Here is an 18,102-nt window from a genome sequence, read left to right as displayed (position 1 = left end):
CTAGTAAAAATTTAATAAGGATTGGATGGTAAAACATGATTTTAAAGAATGATGTTTTTCATTTCAAGGAAGAACCCAGCACTTTACCCAAAATGTTTACAGTGAATACACTAGGTCCCAAGGGGACAAGCAGTGAATATGCCGCAAAACATTTCATCTCTCATTCCACCACTACACTCGGAATACATACCAAACTATCCCTTTACGACTCGTTCGAAATTTGCATTGAACACACTCTCTCTAACGCACTTCAATACACTCTCGTTCCACACGCATACGAAGGAATCAAACACTTCTACATGAGGCCAGACCTCCAGCTTTTACAAATTTTCAGATGTGACACACCTATGTATGGTCTCGCTGTCCGACCGGATTTTCCATTTCAAGAACACATGCTACGCCATTTAAAAATTGTCTCTCACCCTGCACCCGTCAATTTGATTCAATATTTCATCCATCAAAATGCTGAATTTGAACTTGTAAATTCCACAAGTACCGCCGCCCAAAAGGTAAGAGACGGCGAGTTTGATATTGCATTAACCAATGAGGTTGCTAGAGCTACATACGGTCTTACCTTTGTTCAAACATTTAAAAGTATCCCAATGAGTTGGTCGATATTTGGAAAAGGAGAGATATAACATGCAAACAGAACAAAAGACGAAAGAACGATATTTCCCGCAAGCTAAAAAGATAGAGTGGGAGAATGGCATCACACAATACGCTACGGTAAGAGGGGATACCGAGGTGTTAATTTCATACGTTCCTCCTCATACGGTGATTGAACCGCATGAACATCCTGAAGCGCAAATCGGGATCGTGGTCAAAGGTGAACTTCTCATGACTGTTGGCCAATCAACACAATTACTCACCCCACTGGAATCAGCCTATATTGCACCACCATTTGTCCCTCATGGGGCTTCTAATCTGACGGATGAAGAAGTAATTGCAATCGATATCAAACGATTAAAAGAGGGCGAAGCCTATACAGCTCCCCCCACTTATTTCTTAGATATTTTTAAAACAAGAGACTTACTTCCAGGGATGGAGGTGACCTTTTTTGTTGAGGAGTGGATGGAGCTCATGATTGCGAATATTCCTGGAGATGGGGGCGAAATGCCTTTTCACAAACACCGGAATGAACAAATTGGCATTTGCATTAGCGGTGGATACGAGATGACGATTGAAGGTTTTACAGAAAATATGGCGTTTGGTACCTCTTATTTCTGTGAGCCTAAGGAAGACCATGGGGCCATTAATCCAATGCCAGAAGCGTCAAAGTCTATTAATCTCTTTTTCCCACCTCGCTACAATCGCTTGAAACCAAAAGCGTCTAAGGTGCAGAAATGAATATGACAGGAAAAGTCGTCCTCATCACAGGGGGCGCATCAGGCATTGGACTTGCTGCCGTCAAACTCTTTCTCACACAAGGAGCAAAAGTAGCGGTCGCTGACATCAACGCACAAAGCGGCACCCAGCTCTTAGATGCTATACAACACGAGCATCTTGCGTTTTTCAAAACGGATGTGACGAATGAGTCCGACTGTCAACACACGGTCAAAGCAGTGCTAGAGCAATTTGGCACGATAGATGTTTTGATCAACAATGCAGGCATTGAAATCGTTGCTCCTATTCACGAGATGACACTAGAAGATTGGAATAAAATTCTCCAAGTGAATTTGACCGGTGTATTTCTAATGAGTAAGCATACATTGCCCCATATGCTGAAAAAGAAAAGTGGAAATATTATTAACACCGGATCTGTTGGAGGGCTCGTTGGATGGCCAGACATTCCTGCATACAATGCAACAAAGGGTGGCGTCATTCAATTAACCAAATCAATGGCAGTTGATTATGCTCCTTATCAAATTAGGGTGAATTGTATCGCGCCAGGAATCATTGATACACCATTAAATGAAAAATCCTTTTTAGACAATCACTCAGAAAGCCTCGAGGTAATCAAAGAGGAAAAAGCAAAGGTGAACCCACTATTACGCCTTGGAAAACCCGAAGAGGTTGCTGGCGTGATGCTGTTCCTCGCCTCTGATTTATCCAGTTATATGACCGGAAGTGTCGTCACAGCAGATGGCGGTTACACCGCTAGATAAAAGGAGTGTTAGTGTTGAGTAAAAAAACTGTACTTGTTATTGCTGACCTAGGGGGATGCCCACCTCATATGTTTTATGAAAGTGTGGCAGCAGCCTATCATATCGTTTCATATATACCAAGGCCGTTTGCGATTACAAAAGGACATGCCGAACTAATAGAAAAATACTCGATTGCGGTCATCAAAGACCGTGATTATTTCGAAACGAATCCTTCTTTTGAACATCCTGACTCCATCTACTGGGCACATGACGATTATCCGAAATCAGAAGAAGAAGTTGTTGAAGACTTGGTCCGGGTGGCTTCTTTTTTCAAAGTAGATGCTGTGACGACCAATAATGAATTATTTATTGCACCAATGGCGAAAGCAGCTGAGCGTCTTGGGCTTCGCGGTGCCGGTGTAAAGGCAGCTGAAATGGCACGGGATAAAAGCCAGATGCGCGCGGCGTTCAATGCCTCAGGTGTAAAAGCGGTCAAAACTCAGCCTGTTACCACGTTATCTGATTTTCAACAAGCGATGGAGGCTATTGGTACACCGCTCATTTTAAAGCCTACATATTTAGCCAGCTCCATTGGCGTCACGCTTTTCCACGACCGTGCTGGCAGCGATCACCGTTTTTTACAAGTACAATCTTATTTACAAACCATTCCCGTTCCAAGCGCCGTGACATATGAAGCACCGTTTGTCGCTGAAACATATTTAGAAGGTGCTTATGAGGATTGGTATGATGCAGATGGGTATTCTGATTATGTCAGTGTAGAAGGATTGGTCGTTGAAGGCGAATACATCCCATTCGTCATTCATGATAAAACCGCTCAAATCGGGTTTACAGAAACAGCTCATATCACACCGTCCATCTTAGACGATGAGGCACAACAAATCATCATCGAGGCTGCAAGTAAGGCAAATGAAGGATTGGGCCTTGAAAACTGTGCCACCCATACAGAAATCAAGCTCATGAAAAATCGAGAAGCCGGTCTTATCGAAACCGCCGCAAGGTTTGCAGGATGGGATATGATTCCGAATATTAAAAAGGTATTTGGCGTAGATATGGCTAAGCTGCTGATTGATGTGTTAGTCGATGGGAAAAAGGCCACACTCCCAACACAGCTGTTGTCTGGTCATACATGTTATATAGCCGATTGCCATTTGTACCCTCAGCACTTCAAAGAAAGTGGACAACTACCACAGGACGTCACACATATCACGATTGATCATATTCATATTCCGCATGAAGCGCTCGTCGGTGATACAACCATAGTGAATGAATCATTACCTGTCAAAGGATCAGTGGTCGATCTTTCTCTATTTGAAGCCTTTAACGGCATTGTCTCACTAGAATTAAAAGGATCATCCTCACAGGATGTTGCCTTGTCTATCCGCAATATCCAAAAGCAAGCAACGATTCAGCTAATGGATGAGTTAGTGAGAGGATAGAAAGGGAGAATGATGTTGTGAAAATCCGACCATCTCGAATGATTGACCGGTTGCCCGAACAAAAATTCGGAACCGTATTTCAGAAAATCGCACATAAAATGCAAAATGGAGCGAACATTTTAAATCTTGGTCAAGGGAATCCAGATCTTCCGACTCCTCCACATATCGTCAGCGCCCTTCAAGATGGAGCGGACACCTTGCAATTTCAGCAATACGCTCCGTTTAGAGGTTATGACTTTTTCAAACAAGCGATTGCAGACTTTTATCTAAGGGAATTTGGCACTGTGATTGACCCAGACAAGGAAATCGCCTTAGTGAATGGTGGAAAAACGGGCCTTTATGTTCTAAGTCAGTGCCTTCTTGATCCAGGTGATATAGCACTCGTCCCCGACCCTGGATATCCTGAGTATCATTCAGGAATTGTAATGGCTGACGCCAAGCCATATTTTATCAAGCTTGATGAAAAAAATGGCTATTTACCGAATCTATCTTCCATTGATTCTGATGTGTTAAAAAAAGCAAAGGTTCTTTTCTTGAATTACCCGAATAACCCAACTGGTGCTGTGGCAAACGATGCCTTCTTTGAAGAAACGGCTACCTTTGCAGCTGCTCATGGTCTGCATGTGATCCACGACTTTGCTTACGGATCGTTTCATTATGGGCAAAAACCAGTAAGCTTCATGAATGCTTCACTTGGAAAAACGGTCGGCGTGGAATTATATTCTCTATCAAAAACGTTTAATATGGCAGGGTGGAGAGTGGCTTTTGTCGTTGGGAATGAGGAGATCATCGAGGCGATCAACGCTTTCCAAGATCATGTATTTGTCAGCATGTATGGGGGATTCCAACAGGCTGCGACCATCGCATTACAAGGGGATCATGTACATATTGAATCATTGAAAAATATCTACCTTGAACGAATGAATTTCTTTATTCGTCAAGCGGCGAAACAGCTTGGCTGGAAAATAGAACGTCCTGCCGGTTCCTTTTACTTATGGGCGCCCATCCCTGATGATTTCGAAGATTCCCATGCATTTGCACACTATGTATTAGAGCATGCGGATGTTGTTGTAACGCCTGGGGGAGTATTTGGCGCCAACGGGCAACGTCATGTGAGGATTTCAATGGTTGCCTCAATTGAACAGCTGGCATTATGTATTGATCGGCTCTCCATCCTGCCCATCTGCTTTCAGCAAAAAACCCGCATTTAGCGGGTTTTTGATTTTATATACTTTTCATCGAACCACCGTCGACGGATATTTGTTGTCCAGTGATATAGGAAGCTTCTTCTGATGCGATGAAAGCCGCTAATGAAGCCATTTCATCAGCAGAACCAACTCTTTGCATTGGAATACCTGATGCAACAGCCTGTACAGCCTCCTCCCTTGATATGCCCTGCTGACGCATCAGATTGTCGATAAATTGTGTATAACGATCTGTTGCAATAAACCCTGGATTCAAGCAATTCACCGTAATGCCATTAGACGCTAGCTGAGTAGCTGCGTTTTTACTCGCATTGATAATGGCTGCATTCATCATACTGTTTGTAAACATTTGTGCACCAGGTTCTTTCCATAGATTTCCGACAATTTGAATGATCCGCCCATATTCATGGATTTTCATCATGGCTGCCGCACGCTTCATCATATCGACATATGCAATGGCTTTTTGTGAGAAGGCTCTTATCATCTGATCACTCTCACATGAATCAAATGTATCGGGTGCCCCGCCAGGTATATTATTAATCAATACATCTAATCGACCAAACTCATTTTCTATCGCGTCAAAGGCCTCACGCCTTACATCCTCAATTGACATATCCCCACAGAATAGCGTGATCGGCTCTTTCGTTTCTGGCATCTCTTGCATTTGCTGTCTGGTCTGTTCAAGTGAAGATTCATTTCTCGCATTGATGATCACTTTGACATGATCTTGTGCTGCCAACTTCATCGCGATCGCCTTACCAATCCCTGTACTTGCCCCTGTCACAAATGCCACTCTTTTTGACAAACTCATCCACATCCCTTTTCTTTTTATCTTAGATCAAATATACATAAAATTCCACATTCGGATGTCATTAAATAGAAAAAAGACCTTTCTCCACTGAAAGGTCTCTCACTCTATTTAAACGTTGTTTCCCAATCAAACCCGATCGCCGCATCATTCCACGCGATTCGCTTTTCATCCGGGTTGTTCGGGTCGTAGGATTCTGTTGTAAAGTACACAATTTGCAATGGCGTCTCACCTAGTACACGATAGCCATGGGCGACTCCTTTTGGAATTAGAAGAAGCATTGGATTATCTTCTCCCATGTAGTACACATCGGTTTGATCCTTTGTGGGGGAATCTTCCCGCAAATCATATAAAACGACCTGTGCATGACCTGCTGGGAAAAACCAAACGTCATCTTGCTTTTCATGATAATGAAAGGCTTTGATCACACCTGGAAAGCTTTTTGACCATGAAGCCTGCCCAAAGCGCTTGAGCATCGGCTCATCATCTCGGATGAGTTCTGCAAAAAAACCTCGATCATCACAATGTTTGACTAGTTTTTTCGTTTGCACACCTTCAATCATGCGAATGTCATCTCCCTTCTACTTGCAAATAATCGTGCAGCGCATCCTTCCATTGTCTCGGCTTCCACCCTGTGGCTTCGATCGCTTGTAGGTCTAAAACGGAATAAGGTGGACGAGGTGTTTGAAAGCCGTACTCCGCTGTAGAAATTGGTTCGATGGTTGTCGTCAATCCGCTCCGTTCCACAATTTCTGTCGCAAACTCAAACCAAGAACAGCTTCCTCGGTTGCTTACGTGATAAATTCCTGCTGGTTGGTCCAATAAATGAATCAACGCCTCTGCTACATCCTTTGTGTAGGTGGGAGAACCTACTTGATCATTCACGATACGCAAATGATCCTTCGTTTCAGCGAGCCGAATGATGGTATTCACAAAATTGTGTCCTCCATGTCCATATAGCCAAGACGTCCGAATGATTTTCACTTCGTCTGACACTAAACGAACCAGCTCTTCTCCAAGCTTTTTACTTTTTCCATAGATGGTTTGAGGGTCGGCTTGTGCATCTACCTCATAAGGGACGTTCGCTTGCCCATCAAACACATAATCGGTACTGACATGCAGGACGTCTGCTCCGATGTGCTTCGCTTCCAATGCTGTATAATAAGCGCCAATGCCATTCACAAGATAGGCTTTTTCTGTTTCTGCCTCACATTGATCGACGGATGTATAGGCTGCCGCACTGACCACAATATCAGGGCAGAAATGTTTCATCGCATGTCTCACTGCTTGTTGATCTGCAATATTGAGCATGCTTCTTGTTAACGCAATGACGGTAAAATCTTTTTCCTTGAGCCGTTTGCACAATTCTTTTCCTAATTGACCGCCCGCACCGGTGATTAAAACCTTCATCCGTCACCCTTCTTCGCTCTGATCATATTTGGCACGATACCAATTGATCGTTTTTTCGATACCTTCGTCAAATGAAGTTGCCTGTGTCCAGCCGAGCTCTCTTTTTAATCGACTGGCATCAATCGCATACCGTCTGTCGTGCCCTTTTCGGTCTTGAATAAATGCAATTTGGTCATGACTGATGCCAAGATGGGTGAGAATCTTTTTGGTAACATCGAGATTTGTTTTCTCGTTTCCACCGCCAATATTGTAGACCTGCCCAGTTGTTCCGCTTTCTACTATTTGTTGAATGGCTCTTGCATGGTCTTCAACATAGAGCCAATCACGAATCTGTTGACCGTCTCCATAAATCGGGATCTTTTCTCCATTTAATGCTTTCCTAATAATGGTTGGGATGAATTTCTCTTCATGCTGGTAGGGACCATAGTTGTTACTGCATCGTGTAATCATTGCGGGTAATTGGTGTGTGTGGATAAACGATTTCACCAGTAGATCTGAACTTGCCTTACTTGCCGAATAAGGATTATTCGGTGAAATGGGTGTTTGTTCTGTAAATGCGGGTTCATCTCGATCCAAATCTCCGTAGACTTCATCTGTTGATATATGAATCAGCTTTTTCGCTTTTCCTTTTAAAACAGCCTCTAGCATCCGATACGTTCCGAGGACATTTGTATGAATGAAGGGCTCTGCCGACTCAATACTGCGATCGACATGCGATTCTGCTGCAAAATGAATAATAGCATCATAGGCTTCATCAAATACTCGATCCAGCTCATGCTGTAACGTGATATCCCCTTTGATAAAACGAAAATGAGACAGCTTTGATAAATCGTCCATTTCGTCTGGATGGCTGGCATATGTTAATTTATCAAATACAGTGAGCCGGACATTTGATTCCTGAAGCATTTGCTTCACAAAATTTAGCCCAATAAAGCCCGCCCCACCTGTAATTAAATAAGACTTCGTCATACGTATCCCTCTTTTTTCTTCATCGTTTCAAACATTTTCGTCGATGCTTGGTGGAGTGATTCATGTGTTCCTGCATCAATCCACCACCCTTTTAACATATCATAGGTCAGCTGGCTATTTGAGATATAGAGATTGTTCACGTCTGTAATCTCTAATTCGCCGCGGTCTGACGGCGAGATTCTCTCAATATATTCAAACACTTCTTGGTCATAAAAATAAATCCCCGTGACGCAATAAGTGGAGCGTGGATGCTCTGGCTTTTCTTCTATTGATAATATTCGGTATTGAGCGGCATCAATTTCCGCAATTCCGAATCGCTCTGGATCTGCCACTTCTTTCAGCAGGACCTTTGCCCCATCTTCTTGTGTTTGGAAGGCGTCTACAAAAGGGGTTAACGCATCCTCAAACACATTATCACCAAGCATGAGGACAAATTTCTCTCCTTTCACAAAGGGTTTGGCATAGGAGAGACCATCCGAAATGCCAGAAGCTTCTGGCTGTACTTGATAGACAATGTTCATCCCTAGGTTTTGGTCGCCTTCTAGTAATTGTTGAAATTGCGGGATTTGTTCTTCTTGTGAAATCAGCATCACATCTAAGATGCCTGCTTCTTTGAGCTTAAACAGTGACCAATAAATCATCGGATATGGACCTACCGGCAATAAATGTTTGTTGATGATATTGGTTAGTGGCGCCAGTCTTGATCCCTTTCCACCTGCTAAAATAACTCCCTTCACATCTACACATCCTTATGTTCTTTTTGGTGATCATTCATGAGGTGTATAAGAATGTTTTTGACCCGTTCGGTTCCTTTTCCATCAATCAGTGTCCGTCCATTGAGGTGAATACTTCTGCGAAGAAAGTAGCTGCCAGACAGCCTTTGAACAGCAAGCAACATATCCTTTTCATCCACATGGTCACCTAATCCAAGGTGAAGACAGGCTCCCTTTTGTGCAAAACCACTGGCTGTCACTGCTTGATGCGCTACTTGTGTGAGGACAATACTGGGTACACCGATACAAACCGCTTCATACAACGTCATTCCCCCTGCAACAATGGCCAAATCGGCTTCCCAAAGACGTGCCGATAATTGATCTGTGTGGCGAATCAATTGAATATGTTCAGCCTCTACATGTTTTTTTAAATGAGAGGCTTTTCCGGAAACTGCTAGAATGTGCAAATGATCTAAGGGGAGGAGTGCAGAGACAGCCTTTGATAACAATCCACGTGGATCACTACCCCCAAGGCTAATGACAACTTTTTTGCATTCTTTTCGAACCTCATATGTGTCTTTTAATTGACCAATCTCGTGATCTAACAATAAATAAGGTGTTCCTTGAAAGAATTCCGTACCCTTTAATTGATAATGCTTCTGATCCAGACCTCCATAAATACCATTCACGACAGCATCAGCAAGCTGATGGGCTTCTTCCCTCATCTCCTCGAATAAGACCATTTTTGTAGATGCACAGGAATGTTTCATCATTTGAAGTAGTGGCAAGTCAATATCAAGGACATCTATGAGCAACAGATCTGGCTTCAGCTTTTTCATGGCTTGTTGTAGCTGAAGGAGAGCCTTCTCCTCCTGAATCAAATGGACATGCCAATCGACAGACGAGAGCATTTCTACACAAATCCGTTCATTTGTGTAGAAAAAAAGGGCGTTCCCTTCCTGTCGCAGCTCTTGCGCTAAGCGCTTCATTCTGATGACATGCCCCATCCCTTTTAAAAAGCCGCCATAGACAACAATCATGATCTTTTTGTTCATTCAGCATCCTTCTGTCTCACAAATTGATTTAAACGAACGATATCTGGTTCTTGTTCACAGATGGATATGAGATCCGTACATGGCACTGCAATAGAACCACCTGCTTTTTCGAGTAAGCGGGTAGCAAAAACATAATCTTCTTCTGTATCAATCGTGAATCGATATGCAGGATATGCAAGTTCTTTGGGCGGTGTGAATATTTGAAGGTGAAATTGCTCCGGATGTTTTCTCACATAGAGCGTGACATGCTCACGTTCTGTCTGAGTGAGAGGGAATTTGTCGATGTCACATAAAATAGATGCTTGAATCATTTCCCCGGAAATACCGAGGGGTGTTCCGCTCGTATACGTGTAGTCAGCATTTGTCTGCCTATGTTTTTCAAGCATTTTCGACAAAAGTGTCGGATCGATGAAAGGATTGTCTCCTGTCAGCCGTACAACGGTCTGCGGTTCAAACTGTTGAACAATGTGAGAAAATCGCGCCAATACATCCTTCTCACTGCCGCGAAATACTTTGTAGCCTTTCGACATACAATATTGGGCCAAAAAGTCATCCTTTGCTTCAACTGTTGTCGCAATCATAAGATTCTGCGTCTTTTGATTGTAATCATCTGATTGCTTTACCCGCTCAACAATCCAATCAATGAGTGCCATGCCTCCGAACGGTTTCATGACCTTTTTTGGCAGTCTCGTAGATCCCATTCTCGCCTGTATCACAAAAAGTACATCATTTGTCATCTTGAGACTCCTGAACGAGGACATCGTCCCACGAAACACCTGTATGTGGCGGAATATTCCTTGTCGCTTTAGCACCAATCAGCACTGACAAATACCGTGGATGCAGTCCTTGGCTTTTTTGACCTGGTCGTAACACAGCTACATTTTCTCGTGTCAAAGTATCGCCCTTTGCAATGCCTTTTGTCGTAAAAACCCCTCGATACGCAAATTCACGAATTTGTCCTTCAATGGCTGTCGTCGTTTTAAAAGAACTGCCAAGAAGCACCTCTGGAACAGAACCATCGTCTGCTTTTAGTTGCCCCCTCTGCTTTTCAGCTATTCGAATGTGCTGAACCATCTCTTTTAATTCTTTAGGGTCTAACGCAAAGGAGTGATCCGCACCCGGCAACGTTTTATCGACAGTAAAATGCTTCTCAATGATGGCTGCCCCAAGTTTTACGGCGGCAACAGGCACTTCGGTTGGATGCATACTATGATCAGAAAAACCGATAACTGCCTCTGGAAAAGCCGAGGTGAACGTTTGGAGTACACGAAGGTTTGTGTATTCTCTAGGCGCTGGATACTTTGCTACACAATGCATAATGGCGACTTGTTTATTTTGCTGGCTCGTAATCGCTTCATATGCTTCATGCACGTCGGCAATGGTTGCGCCAGCTGTAGAAAAAATCATCGGCTTTTGAAATGATGCGGTGTGACGCAAAAGTGGCAAATGATTGATTTCATAGGATGCCAATTTAAAAGCGGACGGGTTGGTTTGGTTTAATAGATCCGCAGATTCTTCATCACACACTGTGCTTAAAAAAATGAGCCCTTTTTTCTCACAATCGCTTAATAAAGTCGGCAGCCACTCGGGCGGCAACTCCATTTGTTCCACTAAAGAAAAAATGGAGACTTCTTCTCCTTTGGCTGTTTCGTATAAGCCCGGTTCCTTTTGATACATCCGATCTGCTTGAAACATTTGAAACTTCACCGCATCAGCACCCGCTTCTTTCGCCACATCAATCAAAGCAAGTGCTTGATCTAGTTTCCCATCATGGTTGATGCCCGCCTCTGCAATGATAAAGACAGGCGCATCATCCCCCACTTTGCGATCTCCAATGTAGAAATGCGCCATCTTACCTCTCTCCTTTTTTCGGCCACACGTGGTAATACAAAAAGGCATTTGTTGTCCTAAAACCCATTTTCTCGTACAGCTGGATGGCTGGAATGTTATGAAGCTGGGTCCCAGCAGAAATGATTTGATGCCCTCTGTCAAAGGAGACGTTCATCATCTCGATAAATAACTGTTTCCCAAGCCCTTTCCCTCGAATATCTGGTCTCATGGCAAACAACTCAAGTGCAAGCTCATCACCTTTTGTCATGCCTTGAATCATGCCAACGACTTGATCATTCACCCTAGCCACTAAATTGATATCCGCGCGTCCGTGTAAATTATTCCTCATCCATTCTTGATAGAAATGCTGCACGACCCTTTGATCTAAGAAAGGATCGAGTGCATACCTACTTTTTATAAAAGCGTCATGACCAAGTAAAATGGTTTCTTCAAATTCTGCCTCTTCTGGTCTCCCCATCATCACGTCAATACCTGATGGTGGCTCAATTCGTACAGGTGGTGCTTCAAGTCGCATTAACCCGCCGACATAATGAACAGGGGCAAGTTTTTGTACAATACGATTCTTTTGAAGATCCGATGCCTCGAGACGCAAAAAGAAGAAATCACATTTTTCCGTTCTCATCCAATTGATAAAGCGCTCCATCAGTTCTTGGAAAGCAGGGGCTGATTCCGCCTCTACATACTTCACATGGAAGATATGCTGTTGAAAAATACCGCTCTCCCATTTTGACCACTCATATAAGAGAACTGCTTTAAGCTCGGCGCCACCGACAAGCGCAAATTGCTTATAATGCTTCATGCTCTCTACAGGATGATCATTCTTTTCAAGCCAAGCATGGAGTACTTGTTCGTCTATTGCATGAACCACCTTCATGAAGTGGCCTTCTTATCTTTCAGAATCGACAGCACCGCTGTGATCACATCCTGGACATCTTCGTCCGTCATACTTGGATAAAGCGGAAGTGAAAGGGTTCGCTCATAATAGGTCAGTGATTCAGGAAAATCCTCCGGCGAATAGTGGTAGATTTGTTTGTAGTATGGATGTAAATGAACAGGGATGAAGTGAACGCTCGTGCCAATCTTATACTCATTTTGCAACTGATCAATCATGTCATCACGTGTGATTTGAGCTTGTGATGGATCGACTTGAAGAACATACAAATGCCACGCATGCCTTCCCTCTTGATGAACAGGGGGGAGAATCAAGCCATCCTCTTGTTGAAAAGCCTCATGATATGCCTGTGCAATTTGTTCTCTGCGTGCCTGCATCTCATCTAGCCGACTTAGCTGAACGAGCCCTAACGAAGCCTGCACATCAAACATATTCATTTTAAAGCCAGGTTCCTCGACCTCGTAGTACCACGTTCCCTTTTCTCCATAACGATTCCACGCTCCCTTGCTCATCCCATGGAGCGCTAGCCTTCTGATTCGAGCTGCAAGCTCATCATCATTGGTGGTGAGCATACCACCTTCACCAGTCGCAATATTTTTCGTCGCATAAAAACTAAAGGCAGTTGCATCGCCGATGGACCCGACAGGTTGGTCGCGATACGTCGTATAAAGTGCGTGCGCTGCATCCTCCAGCACAAACAAATCATACTTCTGGGCAATTGCCAAAATTCGCTCCATATCGCATGATTGACCTGCAAAATGAACAGGAACAATCGCCTTCGTATGCGGTGTGATGGCCGCTTCAATTTTGTCTGCATCGATATTCAGGGTTGCTGGATCAATATCCACAAAAATTGGTGCCGCCCCTGTATGAATGATGGTGTTAGCTGTTGCACAGAAGGTCAGAGGTGTGGTGATCACCTCATCGCCTGCCCCAATCCCTCTCGCCTTTAGCGCTAAAAACAATGCCGCTGTACACGAATTCACAGCAATCGCATGTTTTGCCCCTGTCAGCTGGCTAAATTTCTCTTCAAACTGCCTCACTTTTGGCCCGGTGGACAACCAGCCGGACTTTAATGTTCCAATGACTTCATCAATTTCTTCCTGCATGATACAAGGCAGGGCATACGGAAGAAATTGTGCTCTCTTTTGTCCCATATCGCTTGCACACCCCTATCTTTATCTCTGAAAATCCACCCCTGTTTTTGACTTCAACAGAGAAAGCAATACATCCGTAGACCGCGCATGCGGGTAATGTTCTTTGATGAAAAGAGCGCCTTGCTTTTTCGCACGCGTCATCTCTTGTTCATCTGACAAAATACGGATCGCTTTCTCAGCCAGTTCAACGGGGTTTTCCATATGATAGCTGCCAAGCGACTCGTAATAAGGGTACCTTCTGCCTTCGGTCATCTTTCCGATCAGCACACTTTTTCCAAACAACATGGCTTCAAGCCCAACGGTTGAAGTGAGTGTAATGACCATATCCATATACGGTAATAGGTCATACAAGTCCAGTTCCTTTTTGATCAGCCTCACATGGTTCCCTGTTCGTTCAATCGCTACATATTCATTTAAACGATTTCGGGCGATTTCCCACGGATGCGGCTTTATAATCAACTGAATATCCTTTCGTTTCGAAAGCATTTTTAGGACATTGCCATAAAAGGCTTCTGAAAACGGCTGTGTTGCCACAAGGACGGTCTTTTTAGCTAGATTAAAATTCAATTTACGAAACAGCAAATCTTGTTGAAGTGGCTTGCGCTGATGAATCAGATCAAACCTCGGGTGACCCGTGACCTCTATCTGTTCGGGCTGACACCCTTTCTCTTCATACCAGTCTTTTTCATACTGACCAAACACCCCGTGGAGTGTCGTGAAGATTGGCAAAAAGGCTTCATCTCCCATGAGCGCGCCATGCTGAAGACAGATACTCGTGATTTGACGCTTCACTGTTTGCAAAGCCAGCACACGGCTGTAGACGTCCTCCGTCGTCCCGACTACAACGGCTGCAATCGGATGCTTTTGAAAAAGCGTCTCTGTCTGATCAATCACGTCAATGAATTGCACAATATCCTTCCGCAGTTTTTCTCTAAAAAAGACATGACCAAACAGGGGATGTTGTGCGTACGGCTTGAGAAGAGCATTTGCTTTTTCAATATATTCAGCATGAGCTTCTTTATTAACCTCTCCCGCTAATTCCGGCTTGCACAACACTGGCAAACCGAAATAATCAGCCTTTTTCCAGCGAGCAAGCACCACCGTTTGGTTCGGATGGAATTGTGTATAATTGTGTTCAGTAAAGCGAAGATGATCAAAGTGAAGCAATACCTTTCCATTTTGCGGTCGATAAGCGACACGTTTGATCTTTTGTTTATGTTGATCAAAAAATGGCTGAATCTCTTGTGACAAGGGACAGGTCGTCGTCAGTTCCTGTCCAAACGCCTCATCTTCCATACGCTTTCTGACCTCAGGGCTGATGTATTGATAAAAATTGCTGATTAATCCTAGTGGGATTTGACGATAAGACACGTCCTTCATTATATTCACAAACTCAAAGTACACCTGCCAATAATGGCGAATATAGTGCGACACGCATATCACCTCCCATGTCTTTGTTTTAATATATGGCGTAGCTCCCGGCAGGTAGTCTGCGGTGGGAGGGCTTTAATAAAATCGTTTTTCTCTTCTTCTGCCAGCTGATAATGAATCGACTGGTCTGTGATGTAATTGATATCAAGTACTTCGTCATAAGGGTAAAATGGATAAAAGTGATTTAATCTAAAAAAGAACCTAGCGTCCCCTATACGATAAAAATGCGGACTCTCATCCCAGTAAGATCCAAACTCCGCATGAATTTTCTTTAGAATCGACTTCCGGTGGACAACCGAGCAATGATCGATGGCGCATGGTGCATTCCATTGCACAGTTTGTGCAGGTCGAACCGTTTCCTTCACCGGCTCTTTTTTACTATTTAAATAGATCACTTTAGAACTAGAATAGACAATATCTTCACTCGGACGTGCATCTAAATAGCCTGTGAGCTTCTCTAAGCGGTCCTTCGCATATACATTGTCATCTGTCGCATAGGAAATATACTTGCCTTTGGCTTGTTTGAGCGCTTGATTAATCAGGACGGCATAGCGCGTCTTCGACGTTCGCTCTTCAAGCGTTTTGACACCACTTTGGATAAAATGGACACGGGGATCCTTCAAGTATGGCTGAATCGCGGCAAGGGTTGCTTCATTTGATCCATCATCCATAATGAAAAGTTCAAGGTCTGACAAAGTCTGTTGCAGTACTGCTTCAATCGATCTGCCAACATACGCCGCTTTGTTGTAGCTCGTCATAATGACAGTTACTGTTGTCAAAATTTTCACCTCGGTCTCTTTCAAACTATGGTTATCATATGTGTCTCCCCTTAAAGAGACTGTAGTGTGACCTATTTTTTATAAAATTGTATTTTTTTATTATTCAACCTTTGAAAAGTACACAGTCTTTGGTAATATAAGTAATCATTTGTATGAGTTAAAGGAGTAAAGAATATTGGAAGCGATGAAGAGTACTTTATCCGAAGAAGAAGACGCAAAAGGGTTTTTTCGATTTTTAAAAGTTTTCGTGGCGACAAAAATGATTGTTCGCTCATATCGACATTCCTCTATTCCGATATGGCTGATGATCCTCCTTGCAACGATCGCTGGCACTAGCTGGATCTATGAAGGATATTTTGGTGAATATATGGGCAATCATATTCCGTATCCAGACATTCTGTTACACGGAGCCCTTTGGGGAATATTAGCGGGAAATATCATACTATTTGGCGGTGCACTTTTGATCAAGTGGTTAGGACAGCTCTTTTTCAAGAGGAAAGCTTCTTATCCCTATATTCTCAGAGCCTATACGCTGACAGTTATTTTTCCCTCCACCTTATTTGCTTTGACATGGATTTCCACCATCATCTTGCTCGGTCCTTTTACATTTGTGAGAATTTCACCGTATTTAGATCAGCACAATGAAGTGTGGTATTATCTCAATCTTTGGACACTGACTGAAGCATATGCAAAGACGTGGATATTCGGAATGGCGATTTTAGGCACTGTCTCCGCGCTTCAGCTTAAAGTATGGCAAGCTTTCATCATTGTCACAACACCGCTAGCTGCCTGTTTTATCTTGATCTTTATTCTATTCGATTTTCAGCGCGCCTTAAACTGGATGGTATAAAGGGATCTGCTCTACGCAGTCCCTTTTTTTCGTTCATTGTACATATTCTTCCCTCCTGTCTCATAGTGTGAAAGAGAGAAAGAATGCTATGGAAACAACAGGCATCAATTTGCCTTCTGTTTAGAACATCAAGAGGAAAGAGGAGGAACGTTATGAAATTGAAAAATCAATTTGGGCAAGGTTCGGGTGTCGAAGGGCAAGATTTCCGCCAGCAACAATTTGGAGCCAATCCGTATCCTGCACAACAGATGGGTTATTCAGTCCCTCCCCAAACGCAGGGTCAAATGCAGCAGGGGTTTATGCCAATGCCATCTACTGGTACTTCACCAAGCCAAGGAACACAGAGCGGCGGGCAACCATTTCAAATTCCTTCTGGGCCAATCTATCAGCAAAATGTACCCGGTCAACTGCCACTAGAACAGTCTTATATTGAAAATATTTTAAGGCTGAATCGCGGCAAGGTGGCGACAATTTATATGACATTTGAGGCAAGTAAAGAATGGAATTCGAAGATCTTTAGAGGGGTCATTGAAGCGGCAGGTCGTGACCACATTATCATTAGTGATACGAAGTCGGGTACACGATACTTACTGTTAACCATTTACCTTGATTACATTACGTTTGATGGAGAAATCCAATACGACTACCCTTACTCCATGTCGACGTATTCTCCGAGGTAACAGGCATATGACAAAAGCAAGGTGCAGACGCCCTTGCTTTTTGTTTGTGCCTTCCAGTTCGCATTGAGATTTTCGGCACACCTTTGGGTATTCGCACATAAGATGCCTAGTAGTTTTTATTAAACACTTAGGGGTGACAACGATGCCTGCCGAGCTGGATTATACTTCACCGAATGTCCAATATTCCTACGATTTGAATAACAGCAATCTTCTAAAATATGATCAACACAATTTGATTAATATATTAGGAAAAAAACAATTAAACTCGTTGGATCAAGTATCTCTGCTGGATATATATTTGAGCAAAAACAAAGTCATAGAGCCTCATTATCATCAAAATGCCGCAGAGCTGGTCTACTGCATTTCTGGTTCTGCCTCTGTCTCCCTTCTAAACCCATTTACCAAAAAGCTACAAACATACATCATAACCCCGGGTCAGGTGGCAAACGTACCTCAAGGCTGGTGGCATTATGAAGTGGCGCTTCAAGACAGAACCCATTTGCTCGCCATTTTTAACGCTTCTACTCCAGAAGTCATCCTTGGTTCAGATTTGCTTACACTCACACCCGCTCACATCATGGCTCATACTTACTGCATGAACATGGCGCAGTGGAAGCAGGCGATACAGCCTGTGAAACCAAGTGTATTTATTGGACCCTTTTGCCATCGAGAGGAAGAAACTCAAACACACCCAGTCCCTCCCTCTCACTACGTCCCTTATGATCAGCCACCACAAAACTATACGCCTTACTGGAGTTAAT

At 43.4% G+C, this 18,102-nt stretch carries 20 protein-coding genes; 8 read left to right on the top strand and 12 right to left on the bottom strand.

The annotated features are described in order from the left end of the window. Nucleotides 1-35 precede the first annotated feature (35 nt). From AB1K80_RS00910 to AB1K80_RS00890, 5 genes are read left to right on the top strand one after another with little or no spacing between them, the layout of a single operon-like run. Entirely contained in the window at nucleotides 36-638 is a 603-nt protein-coding gene (locus tag AB1K80_RS00910; protein ID WP_412854740.1) for a bacilysin biosynthesis protein BacA, read from the top strand. Nucleotide 639: 1 nt separating this feature from the next. Continuing rightward, nucleotides 640-1,347 carry a cupin domain-containing protein gene (locus AB1K80_RS00905; RefSeq protein ID WP_412854739.1) on the top strand — a complete coding sequence of 236 codons (708 nt, stop codon included), beginning with the start codon at nucleotides 640-642 and terminating at the stop codon, nucleotides 1,345-1,347. Continuing rightward, a complete protein-coding gene (locus tag AB1K80_RS00900; RefSeq protein ID WP_412854738.1) occupies nucleotides 1,344-2,105 on the top strand; it encodes a glucose 1-dehydrogenase in 762 nt (253 codons plus the stop codon). The genes AB1K80_RS00905 and AB1K80_RS00900 overlap by 4 nt, the downstream gene beginning before the upstream one ends. A gap of 14 nt (nucleotides 2,106-2,119) precedes the next feature. Then, a complete protein-coding gene (locus AB1K80_RS00895; RefSeq protein WP_412854737.1) occupies nucleotides 2,120-3,541 on the top strand; it encodes an ATP-grasp domain-containing protein in 1,422 nt (473 codons plus the stop codon). A 17-nt stretch (nucleotides 3,542-3,558) separates the two neighbouring features. After that, the gene (locus AB1K80_RS00890) at nucleotides 3,559-4,752 is read left to right on the top strand and encodes an aminotransferase class I/II-fold pyridoxal phosphate-dependent enzyme (protein ID WP_412854736.1); all 1,194 of its coding nucleotides are present in this window, start codon (nucleotides 3,559-3,561) and stop codon (nucleotides 4,750-4,752) included. A 13-nt stretch (nucleotides 4,753-4,765) separates the two neighbouring features. Here the strand turns inward: AB1K80_RS00890 and AB1K80_RS00885 are convergent, their stop codons facing one another. The 12 genes from AB1K80_RS00885 to AB1K80_RS00830 form a co-directional block, all read right to left on the bottom strand. Next, entirely contained in the window at nucleotides 4,766-5,563 is a 798-nt protein-coding gene (locus AB1K80_RS00885) for an SDR family oxidoreductase (protein WP_412854735.1), read from the bottom strand. 98 nt (nucleotides 5,564-5,661) lie between these two features. Continuing rightward, the gene (locus tag AB1K80_RS00880; RefSeq protein WP_412854734.1) at nucleotides 5,662-6,117 is read right to left on the bottom strand and encodes a dTDP-4-dehydrorhamnose 3,5-epimerase family protein; all 456 of its coding nucleotides are present in this window, start codon (nucleotides 6,115-6,117) and stop codon (nucleotides 5,662-5,664) included. 7 nt (nucleotides 6,118-6,124) lie between these two features. Continuing rightward, nucleotides 6,125-6,964 carry a dTDP-4-dehydrorhamnose reductase gene (gene rfbD, locus AB1K80_RS00875; protein ID WP_412854733.1) on the bottom strand — a complete coding sequence of 280 codons (840 nt, stop codon included), beginning with the start codon at nucleotides 6,962-6,964 and terminating at the stop codon, nucleotides 6,125-6,127. A gap of 3 nt (nucleotides 6,965-6,967) precedes the next feature. Then, on the bottom strand, nucleotides 6,968-7,933 hold the full coding sequence (gene rfbB / locus AB1K80_RS00870; protein WP_412854732.1) for a dTDP-glucose 4,6-dehydratase: 966 nt from the start codon (nucleotides 7,931-7,933) through the stop codon (nucleotides 6,968-6,970). Continuing rightward, nucleotides 7,930-8,670, bottom strand: a complete 741-nt coding sequence (locus AB1K80_RS00865) for a sugar phosphate nucleotidyltransferase (protein ID WP_412854731.1) — start codon at nucleotides 8,668-8,670, stop codon at nucleotides 7,930-7,932. The genes rfbB and AB1K80_RS00865 overlap by 4 nt, the downstream gene beginning before the upstream one ends. 2 nt (nucleotides 8,671-8,672) lie before the next feature. Continuing rightward, on the bottom strand, nucleotides 8,673-9,701 hold the full coding sequence (locus AB1K80_RS00860; RefSeq protein ID WP_412854730.1) for a PseG/SpsG family protein: 1,029 nt from the start codon (nucleotides 9,699-9,701) through the stop codon (nucleotides 8,673-8,675). Further along, complete coding sequence (locus AB1K80_RS00855; RefSeq protein ID WP_412854729.1) at nucleotides 9,698-10,438, bottom strand: cytidylyltransferase domain-containing protein; 741 nt, start codon at nucleotides 10,436-10,438, stop codon at nucleotides 9,698-9,700. Before AB1K80_RS00855 ends, AB1K80_RS00860 begins: the two co-directional genes overlap by 4 nt. Then, the gene (locus tag AB1K80_RS00850; RefSeq protein WP_412854728.1) at nucleotides 10,428-11,552 is read right to left on the bottom strand and encodes an N-acetylneuraminate synthase family protein; all 1,125 of its coding nucleotides are present in this window, start codon (nucleotides 11,550-11,552) and stop codon (nucleotides 10,428-10,430) included. Before AB1K80_RS00850 ends, AB1K80_RS00855 begins: the two co-directional genes overlap by 11 nt. 1 nt (nucleotide 11,553) lies before the next feature. Beyond that, a complete protein-coding gene (locus AB1K80_RS00845) occupies nucleotides 11,554-12,426 on the bottom strand; it encodes a GNAT family N-acetyltransferase (protein WP_412854727.1) in 873 nt (290 codons plus the stop codon). After that, on the bottom strand, nucleotides 12,423-13,601 hold the full coding sequence (locus AB1K80_RS00840) for a DegT/DnrJ/EryC1/StrS family aminotransferase (RefSeq protein WP_412854726.1): 1,179 nt from the start codon (nucleotides 13,599-13,601) through the stop codon (nucleotides 12,423-12,425). Before AB1K80_RS00840 ends, AB1K80_RS00845 begins: the two co-directional genes overlap by 4 nt. Before the next feature lie 21 nt (nucleotides 13,602-13,622). After that, a complete protein-coding gene (locus AB1K80_RS00835) occupies nucleotides 13,623-15,035 on the bottom strand; it encodes a CDP-glycerol glycerophosphotransferase family protein (RefSeq protein ID WP_412854725.1) in 1,413 nt (470 codons plus the stop codon). 5 nt (nucleotides 15,036-15,040) lie between these two features. Continuing rightward, nucleotides 15,041-15,811, bottom strand: coding sequence for a glycosyltransferase family 2 protein (locus AB1K80_RS00830; protein ID WP_412854724.1), 771 nt, complete (start codon nucleotides 15,809-15,811; stop codon nucleotides 15,041-15,043). Nucleotides 15,812-15,995: 184 nt separating this feature from the next. Here AB1K80_RS00830 and AB1K80_RS00825 point away from each other — a divergent pair, with 184 nt between their 5' ends. The 3 genes from AB1K80_RS00825 (at nucleotide 15,996) to AB1K80_RS00815 (ending at nucleotide 18,101) form a co-directional block, all read left to right on the top strand. Beyond that, the gene (locus AB1K80_RS00825) at nucleotides 15,996-16,661 is read left to right on the top strand and encodes a hypothetical protein (protein ID WP_412854879.1); all 666 of its coding nucleotides are present in this window, start codon (nucleotides 15,996-15,998) and stop codon (nucleotides 16,659-16,661) included. A gap of 152 nt (nucleotides 16,662-16,813) precedes the next feature. Continuing rightward, complete coding sequence (gerQ, locus tag AB1K80_RS00820) at nucleotides 16,814-17,341, top strand: spore coat protein GerQ (protein ID WP_412854723.1); 528 nt, start codon at nucleotides 16,814-16,816, stop codon at nucleotides 17,339-17,341. Nucleotides 17,342-17,483: 142 nt separating this feature from the next. Then, complete coding sequence (locus AB1K80_RS00815; RefSeq protein ID WP_412854722.1) at nucleotides 17,484-18,101, top strand: cupin domain-containing protein; 618 nt, start codon at nucleotides 17,484-17,486, stop codon at nucleotides 18,099-18,101. The last annotated feature ends 1 nt before the right edge of the window (nucleotide 18,102 follow it).

Origin of the sequence: Bacillus sp. 179-C3.3 HS (genome assembly GCF_047229225.1) — a bacterium.
In the GTDB taxonomy this organism is placed as follows: domain Bacteria; phylum Bacillota; class Bacilli; order Bacillales; family Bacillaceae; genus Bacillus.
This window is presented reverse-complemented; position numbering and strand designations above follow the sequence as displayed.